Below are 8,144 nucleotides of genomic sequence, written 5' to 3'. Positions count from 1 at the left end.
GCGCCGCCACGACCAGCACCCCGAGCGTCGCGAACAGCCACCGCACCTTGTGGCCCGTCGTGAGCAGCGCCGTCGCCAGGTAGACGACCGCACCGGCGAGAACCGGGAGGCCGACCCACTGCAGCACCGCGCCGCCGTTGTTGCCGATCACCAGCCCGGCCAGCAGCGCCAGCACACCGGCCACGAGCGACCCGGCCGTGCCGAGCCGGGACGCGCCCTGCGAGACCTTCGCCGTGCTCCTGGCGACCGTCCGCAGCAGGCCCGCCACGGTCTGCGGCCAGCCACCGGGCAGCCGGAACGCGACCGTCCCGGCGTTGACCGTGGCGGCACCGAGTGCGACGAGCGTCCGGGTCAGCCGGGCGGTGCCCTGCTCCCCGTCGAGCTTTTCCGCCGAGACGCGGCAGGCCTGGAACTGAGCCTGCGCGGCGCCGACGTCGACGCGGGGCAGGTCTTCGGCCAGGGCTTTCCCGATGCCCGGGCGGTCGTCGGCGTCGTAGCGCGACGCGAGCGTGACGACCGGGAGCTCCTCCGCGGCGATTTCGGCCTGCCGCGTCCGGGCCAGCACCATGGCCGTCACCGGGAGGCTGACCGGGCGGTGGTCACCGAACGCGACCGGTTCGAGGTCGGCGTCGAGGCCGAGGAAGGCCAGCTCGGCCGTCAGCTGGTCGCGCAGCTGCCCGACTTCGGCCGGCGTGCACCGGTCGAGCTCGTCCGGCTTGCGCCAGGCGGGCTTGAGCGCGGCGACGAGCTCGTCGCGGAACCGCTCGGGGCCGACGATGTCCCGCAGCGTCTCGAGGCGGACCGGGTCGAGCAGGCACTGGACCAGCCAGCCGGCGCCGTCGACGCGGCCCCACATCCAGTCGTTCGCCCGCCAGGACGCCTTGTAGAACGCGCCGAAGTAGCTCGCCTGCATCCCGGTCAGCTTGTCCCACGACCGGCGCCGCGTCATGTCCAGCAGCGTCCGCGAATCGGCGCTGACCTGCACGAGGTCCACCCGCTGGTCGACCGACGGCGCCTGCGCGAGCAGCCCGCGCGTGGCCACGTGCAGGGTGAGCAGCCGCGCCTGGACGACGTCGTCGCCGCCCGCGGCGTCCGGGCCGAGCGCCAGCCAGTTCAGCAGGGTCGTGACGGTGGCGGACTTCTCGGGCGCGGTGTCGGCCAGCGCCCGCAACGTCGGCGCCGCCGCCCGCAGTCCCGCGACGACCTTCGGCCACGCCGCGGCGACGTCCGCCGAGCGGCCCAGCCCGGCCCACTCCTCGGCGAGCTCGCGGATCCACCCCTCGAGGGTGCTGCTCGCGCCGGGCGCGGGGTGCGCGGCCACCCACTGCGCCAGCCGCACGCCGCGGCCGGCGGTCCGGCGCGCCGCGTGCAGCCGGGCCCGCGCGTTGTTGAGCGTCGCCGCGCGGTCGGCGTCCGGCCGGAGCCGGAACCCGGCGTTGACCAGCTGCAGGCCGGTCGCGACGGCGTCGTCGAGCGCGGTCGTCCGGTAGCCGACCAGGTCCGCCACCGGCAGGACGGCGGCGGGCGGCCCGGTGGGGACGCCGCTGCTCAGCCCGGCCACGGCGATCGCCCGCAGCTGCCGCGACATCCCGGACGCCCAGTCGCGGTCCGGGGTGCCGGCCTCGGACAGCGCGTACCGCCGGGCGGCGGCCCGCACCAGCTCGGCGGCGTCCTCGGCGGTCCGCCGCTCGAGGTAGGCGGCCGCGATGCGCGCGTCGACCAGGCATTCGGGCCCGCCACGCAGGCCCAGCGCGGCCAGCGAGACGCGGGTGTCCCGCGCCCGGAGCACGGCGTCGTTGTGCCGGGTCAGGTCGTCCAGCTCGGCGCTGATCGACTGGCTCATCACGGTGTTGACGACCTTGGCCATGGCGTTCGACAGCAGCGGCGGGTTCGCCGGATCGCACTCGACGGCGTCGGTGAAGCCTTCACCGGTCGGCACGACGTAGAGCAGCAGCCGCCGGACGTCGGCGTGCGACGTGCGCTCGAAGATCTCGCGCAGCGCGGGCCGCAGGGGCTTGTTGAGCAGCACCCCGCCGTCGGTGAGCCAGTGCGAGCGGGTCAGCTCGGTGTAGGGCGTCATGTCGGGGTGCAGCCGATCGGTGCCGCCGGTGCCGATCGGCATCCGCGACAGCTCGAACGCGCCGGGGAAGGACGCGGTGGAGCGGGCGGCCAGCGCGAGCGGCCCCTCCACCCCGATCGTCCACAGAGGACCACAGAACCGGAAGAGCATCCGGTGTTCGGTGTCCCGCACCAGGTTCCCGAGCGCGTCGTCGAACCGGGTGGTCTCACCGTCGATCATGGTGCCGGTGAGCAGCACGGTGATGTCCGGTTCCTCGGTGGGCGGAGTGCCGTCGGCGGTGATCTGCCGCAGCGCCCGTTCGACGTCCCCGAGCAGCACGCGATCCCCGTCGAGCACCGACCGCGGCTGCGCTTCCTTGGCGTCCCGGATCAGGTTCTCCAGCGAGCCGGTGGTGATCCAGGTGTCCCGGAGGACCTGCGGAGTGGAGCCGAAGGCCTCAGCGAGGCCGAGACAGGCGGCGTTGATCCCGCCGGCACTGGTCCCGGTGAGGACGTCGATCGAGACGCTGGCCCGCAGGAGGTCGAGCAGCGTCCGGTAAAGGCCGCCGTTTTCGCTGCGAGACTCCCGCAGCAGCTGCGACGTCTCGGTGGCCACCCCGCCCATCCAGATGGCCAGGCTGGCCCCGCCGACCATGGTCATCGCGAGCCGGATTTCCTGCTGCCACGGTTCCGCGGTTTCGGCCATGGGAGTCTCCCGTCTTCCCCGACGCAGAGTAGAGGCGAAGAGTGACTCCGGAGATACGTCCGCGGGTACGGCCGTTCGGGTGGACTTGTTCACCCGCCTGGCCGGGCTTACGCCGCCAGGTGCTCCAAGATCAGCACCTGGGCTTCACCGACCGCGAAGCCCAGCACCGCACCCGTCGCGATCAGAATCCACTCGTCCTGCTCGAAGGCCGGCCGCAGCAGCCTCTCGAACTCCTTCGGCGACAGCTGCTTCATCTTCGACACCAGCACGTTCCGGATGTCCATCGCGTCCGTCGCGTAGTCCTCGATGTAGCGCATCGTCTCGGGCAGGCGGGACATGATCTGGGACGAGATCGCCAGCTTCACGTCCTGGTACTTGCGGCTGCCCACCGCGAACACCAGCAGCGGCTTCGCGACGCTGCCCAGCTCGCGGTCGAGCTGGCGCTGGATCAACGCCAGCACCCGGTCCGACAGGGGCCCGTGCAGGATCGCCTCGATGACGTTGTGCGGGGTGATGATCTCCTTCGCGATCAACGACCCGTACGCCTCCGCGACCTCCGCGCGCCGCTTCAGGAACAGGCCTTGCCACTGCACCCCGAAGTACCTGCGCGGCTCGAGCGGGTAGAAGATCATGCGCAGGGCCAGCCAGTCCGTGAACCAGCCGGTGAACAGGCCGAACACCGGCATGATCGGCGGGAACTTGAACAGCACCCACGCCACCATCTGGACCACGCCGATCGCGCCGCCGAACACCAGGCCGGACCGGGCGATGAACTTGAACTCCTCGGCGCCCGCCTCCTGGAAGATCCGGTTCAGCAGCCGCTTGTCCTTGACCAGGCTGGTGACCACCATGCCCTTGAGGTCGAACACACTGTCCACATCGGACTTGATCAGGTCGAGGACCGCCGCGACCATCCGCGGCGCCTCGTGCTGGACGCGCTCGATCACCAGCCGCTGCACCCGCACCGGCAGGGACTCCCACAGCCCCGGCTGGTAGGCCCCCGCCACCTCGCGGACGATGTCCTCGATGCCCGCCAGCAGCGGTTTCTCGATTTCCCGGGCGATGCGCGAGGCGTCCAGCCGCGCCACCACCTCGGCCGGCTCGATCAGCTGCTCGGTCATCGTGTCGCAGGCGATGCTCGCCATCCGCGCCGCGCGCTTCGGGACGATGCCCTGCCAGCCCAGGAACGGCTTGACGCCGATGAACTCCACCGGCTGGAACATCATGCGGATCGCCACGAGCTTCGTGCCGTAGCCGATCAACGCCGCGACGATCGGGATCGAGACGTAGAGGGGCCAGTGCTGGGCGAAGTCGGCGGCGATGCCGGCGAAGAAGGCCCCCATCCCGCTAACCCGAGCTCGGGTCGCAGGCCTGCCAGAACTGCGCGCCGAGGCGCGAGACGTGGATCGTTCTCCGGACGAACTTCGCGCGCCGGACGTGCTTCTCCGCCTCGCGCACCGTCTCGTCGGTCAGCAGGATCTCGTACTGCGTCTCCAGCGACGGCACCTCTTCGTCGAGGTCGACCAGGCCGAGCCCGATCAGCCGGGTGACGTAGCCGGGCACCTGGTCGGGCAGCGAAACCCCGGCCGCCTTGCCGACCGTCGAGGCGTTGCGCAGCACGACCCGGCCGTTGCCGCCGAGGCCGGTCCGCTCGACGACGTCGACGGCGGGGAACGGCGAGCCGTCGGACAGCGCGGACAGGATCCGCGCCTCGTCCGGCGTCAGCTGGCGGAGGATGATCGCGTAGAAGTATTCGCGGGCGCGCTCGCGGCCGAAGCCGATGGAGTGGTTGAGCAGCTCGGCCATCGCCGCGCGCAGCGGCTCGGCGTGGTTGTCGCGCACCGGCACCAGCGTGACCGTGGCTTCGACGGCCGCGGGACGGTGCATCGCCGACGCCGCGGTGAGCGCCGCGTGGTACGGGTCGTCGACCTCGTCGAGCCGGCGGCGCAGCTCGGTCAGCAGCTGGCGCTCGACCTCGCGCACACCGCGCTCCGCGGTCTCGACACCGGGGAGCTTGCGGCCGAGCGCGACGCCGGTGCGCGCGGCCCAGCCCGCCAGCCGGCCGGCGCGGCGGGCCAGGTCGGCCACGTCGTCGGCGGCACCTCGGCTGTTCGGTCGCTCTGCGTTCACCCGCGGACTCCCCTCTGCTTACGCGGGTGATGCTACCTGCGGGTAGGCCGAACGGAGGTGTTTGGATGCCCACATGAGTCCGACGCGCTGGGGCCCGCCGATCGACGTCCTCCCGTACTTCTCCAAAGAGGAACAGGCGCTGATGACGCTGCTCGGCGCGCTCACCGAGGAGGACTGGACGCGGCCGACGATGTGCGCGGGCTGGACGGTCAAGGACGTCGCCGCCCACCTGCTGGGTGACAAGGTCGGCCGGCTGTCCCGCGGCCGGGACAACCACCCGGCGGACACCCCCCGTCCGGGTGAGCCGTTCCCCCGGTTCATCGACCGGATCAACGAGGAGTGGGTCGTCGCGTGCCGCCGGCTCTCGACGGACGTCCTGCTCACGATGCTGTACGAGTTCATGGGCCAGACGACGGAGTTCTGGGCCCAGCTGGACCTCGACGTCCTCGGCGGCCCGGTGAGCTGGGCCGGCGACGAGCCCGCGCCGCGCTGGCTGGACGCGGCCCGCGACTATTCGGAGTTCTGGGTCCACCACGTCCAGATCCGCGAGGCCCTGGAGCACACGCCGCTGGAGGCGGAGTACGCCGAGCCGATCGCCGACACGTTCATGCGGGCACTGCCGCACACCCTGCGTGACGTGGACGCCCGCGTCGGCAAGCAGGTCGGCTACACGGTGACCGGCCAGGGCAAGTGGCACGCGCGCCGCGAGCGCGACGGCTGGGTGCTGGACCGCGGCGCCCCGCCGTCCCGCACCCCGCTGGCCACCGTGACGACGGATCTCGACACGTTCTGGCGGCTCTGCACCCGCAACGCGGCCGACCTCGGCCGCGTGCGGACCTCCGGCGACGAAAACGTTTGCGCGCTGCTGCTCGGGATGACCTCGATCATCGTCTAACGGCGGCGCGCCTGCTTCCGCAGCTGCAGGATCCGGGCCCCGCCGATCAGGGCGACCAGCACCGCCCCGCCGATCGCCGAGAACAGCATGGCGATGGCCAGCGGCAGGCTGCCTTCGGCGCCGAAGAAGTGCACCGTCGCCGGGTCGAGGTTCTGCAGGATGAAGACCAGCAGCACGACCAGGACGAGCAGGCCGGCGATGACCGCGACCCAGGTGCCGCTGATCCGCGTCGGCCGGGCCTTGCCCGCGGGTTTGGCCGGCGCCGGGCGCACCGGCGTCACCTCCTCCGCGCCCGGGCGGACGTCGCCGGCCCGCAGCTCGGCGGGTTCCAGTGCGCCTTCGGGCAGGTCGTGGTGGGTGGGACCGGTGGGGCGGTCGGCCGCGCCCCCGCGCGCGTGCGTCATCTGCCCAGTGTCCGTCCGGCGTGCGGGGAGCGCCGCCTCAAACCCCCTAACGGGCGAAGCCGTCCACCTCCCGCAGGACGCGCAGCGTGTTCCTCCCGGCCAGTTTCGCGCACTCGTCCTCACTCCACCCGCGCTCGAGCAGCGCCGCGAACAACACCGGGTACTTGGACGTGTCCTCCAGCCCCTCCGGCAGCGAGCCGACGCCGTCGTAGTCGCCGCCGAGCCCGATGTGGTCGATGCCGGCGACCTCGCGGGCGTGCTCGACGTGCGCGACGACGTCCTCGACGGTGGCCAGCGGCTTCGGCGGGCCGTCCCACTCCTGGACGAACTTCCCGCGCAGCGACAGGTTCCGGTACTCCAGCCCGGCGTCGGCCATCGCGGCTTCGAGCTGCTCGTTCCAGGCCGCGACCTTCGGCGAAACGAACGCGGGCACGAAGGTGATCATCGCGACGCCGCCGTTGCCGGGCAGCATGGCCAGGACGTCGTCGGGGATGTTGCGAGGGTGGTCGTTCACCGCGATGCAGGAGGAGTGGCTGAAGATCACCGGCACCGAGCTGACCTCGATCGCCGCCCGCATCGTCGACGGCGCGACGTGCGACAGGTCGACCATCATGCCGATCTTGTTCATCTCGCGCACGATGTCGCGGCCGAACTCGGTGAGCCCGCCGTGGGCCGGCTCGTCGGTGCCCGCGTCGGCCCAGGTGGTGTTGAAGTTGTGCGTCAGCGTCATGTAGCGGACGCCGAGGCGGCGCAGGATCCGCAGCACGCCGATCGACTCGGCGATGCTGTGGCCGCCCTCGGCACCGAGCAGCGAGGCGATCCGGCCGTCGGCGAACGCGGCCTCGGCCTCGTCCGCGGTGGTGACCAGCCGGAGCCGGTCGGGGTAGCGCTCGACCAGCTGGTGGACGACTTCCACCTGTTCCAGGACGGCGGTCACGGCGCTGTGGCCTTCGAACTCACAGGGCACGTACACCGACCAGAACTGCATGCCGAGCTTCCCGTCGGCGAGCTTCGGGAAGTCGGTGTGCAGCGCGGGCTGCCGCACGGTCAGGTCGAGGGACGCGGCCGCCTCGACCGGGTTCGGGCCACCGTGCTGCCGCAGCTCCCACGGCAGGTCGTTGTGCCCGTCGGCGAGGATGACGGCGTCCAGCAGTTTCGTAGCACGCTGTAGTGCCTCGTTAGTCATCGGCCGATCGTAGGGACCCCCGGTATACGGTTCGTACAAACGTGCTGACATCTTCCTCGGAAGAAATAATCCGGCGAGGTGTTGCGGTAAAGTGCGTTCCGTGGACACCGACGACGACGAGATCGTCACCTGGTGGGGCCTGGTCATCGAGGGTTACCTGGCCACCCAGGACAGGCTGATGGGCGAGATCGCCGAGCGCTTCGGGCTCGCGCCCGCGTCGTTCGACATCCTGCTGCGGCTGGTGCGCTCCCCCGAGCACCGGATGCCGATGACCCGCCTGGCCACCGAAGCGGCGCTGTCCAGCGGCGGCTTCACGAAGGTGGCGGACCGCCTGGTGGCGGCCGACCTGATCCGCCGGATCCCCAGCCCCGACGACCGCCGCGTCACGTTCGCGTCGCTGACCGAGCACGGCCTGGACGTGGCGAACCGGGCTCGCGCGGCGGCGGCGGACATCCTGCGCCGGATCGTGCTGACCCCGCTCGGCGAGGACGCCCCGGCACTGGCCGAAGCGATGCGGACACTGCGCGCGTTCAATTCCGACCGTTGAAAAAGTCGAGGTCACGTCCGGTGCGTGTCACGGCGCACCATGAGAGCCATGCTGACCGAATCGACCATCACGACCATGCTTCCGGTGACCGACAGTGAACGCGCCGGCCACTTCTACGCGGACTCCCTCGGCCTGAAGCAGACGGGGAAGGGCGAAGACGGAACCCTCTACTTCGCGGCCGCCGGCGGCGCCATCGGTCTCCGGCCGATGCCGGAGGG

Annotated in this window: 7 protein-coding genes; 2 read left to right on the top strand and 5 right to left on the bottom strand. The window is 71.6% G+C overall.

Translation table 11 applies throughout. The features are described from left to right. From CCN39_RS32690 to CCN39_RS32680, 3 genes are all read right to left on the bottom strand, one after another. Window positions 1-2,764: patatin-like protein (locus tag CCN39_RS32690; RefSeq protein ID WP_086848575.1), on the bottom strand; the 2,764-nt coding region annotated here is incomplete at its 3' end. Between the two features lie 107 nt (window positions 2,765-2,871). Beyond that, window positions 2,872-4,107 carry a DUF445 domain-containing protein gene (locus CCN39_RS32685; protein WP_086848573.1) on the bottom strand — a complete coding sequence of 412 codons (1,236 nt, stop codon included), beginning with the start codon at window positions 4,105-4,107 and terminating at the stop codon, window positions 2,872-2,874. A 4-nt stretch (window positions 4,108-4,111) separates the two neighbouring features. Continuing rightward, window positions 4,112-4,894 carry an Abi-alpha family protein gene (locus CCN39_RS32680; protein WP_086848571.1) on the bottom strand — a complete coding sequence of 261 codons (783 nt, stop codon included), beginning with the start codon at window positions 4,892-4,894 and terminating at the stop codon, window positions 4,112-4,114. A 73-nt stretch (window positions 4,895-4,967) separates the two neighbouring features. Here CCN39_RS32680 and CCN39_RS32675 point away from each other — a divergent pair, with 73 nt between their 5' ends. Next, window positions 4,968-5,789 carry a maleylpyruvate isomerase family mycothiol-dependent enzyme gene (locus CCN39_RS32675; protein ID WP_086848569.1) on the top strand — a complete coding sequence of 274 codons (822 nt, stop codon included), beginning with the start codon at window positions 4,968-4,970 and terminating at the stop codon, window positions 5,787-5,789. Here CCN39_RS32675 and CCN39_RS32670 read toward each other — a convergent pair. Both CCN39_RS32670 and CCN39_RS32665 read right to left on the bottom strand, forming a co-directional pair. After that, window positions 5,786-6,193, bottom strand: coding sequence for a LapA family protein (locus tag CCN39_RS32670; protein WP_086848568.1), 408 nt, complete (start codon window positions 6,191-6,193; stop codon window positions 5,786-5,788). The genes CCN39_RS32675 and CCN39_RS32670 overlap by 4 nt on opposite strands. Before the next feature lie 46 nt (window positions 6,194-6,239). Then, window positions 6,240-7,379 carry a dipeptidase gene (locus CCN39_RS32665; RefSeq protein ID WP_086848566.1) on the bottom strand — a complete coding sequence of 380 codons (1,140 nt, stop codon included), beginning with the start codon at window positions 7,377-7,379 and terminating at the stop codon, window positions 6,240-6,242. Between the two features lie 100 nt (window positions 7,380-7,479). Between CCN39_RS32665 and CCN39_RS32660 the strand changes: the two genes are divergently transcribed. Continuing rightward, window positions 7,480-7,926, top strand: a complete 447-nt coding sequence (locus CCN39_RS32660) for a MarR family winged helix-turn-helix transcriptional regulator (RefSeq protein ID WP_086848577.1) — start codon at window positions 7,480-7,482, stop codon at window positions 7,924-7,926. Window positions 7,927-8,144: the final 218 nt, after the last annotated feature.

Origin of the sequence: Amycolatopsis kentuckyensis (assembly GCF_002155975.1) — a bacterium.
Classification (GTDB): domain Bacteria; phylum Actinomycetota; class Actinomycetes; order Mycobacteriales; family Pseudonocardiaceae; genus Amycolatopsis; species Amycolatopsis kentuckyensis.
Note: the sequence above shows the minus strand (reverse complement) of the source record. Positions and strands in the feature narration are given on the sequence as shown.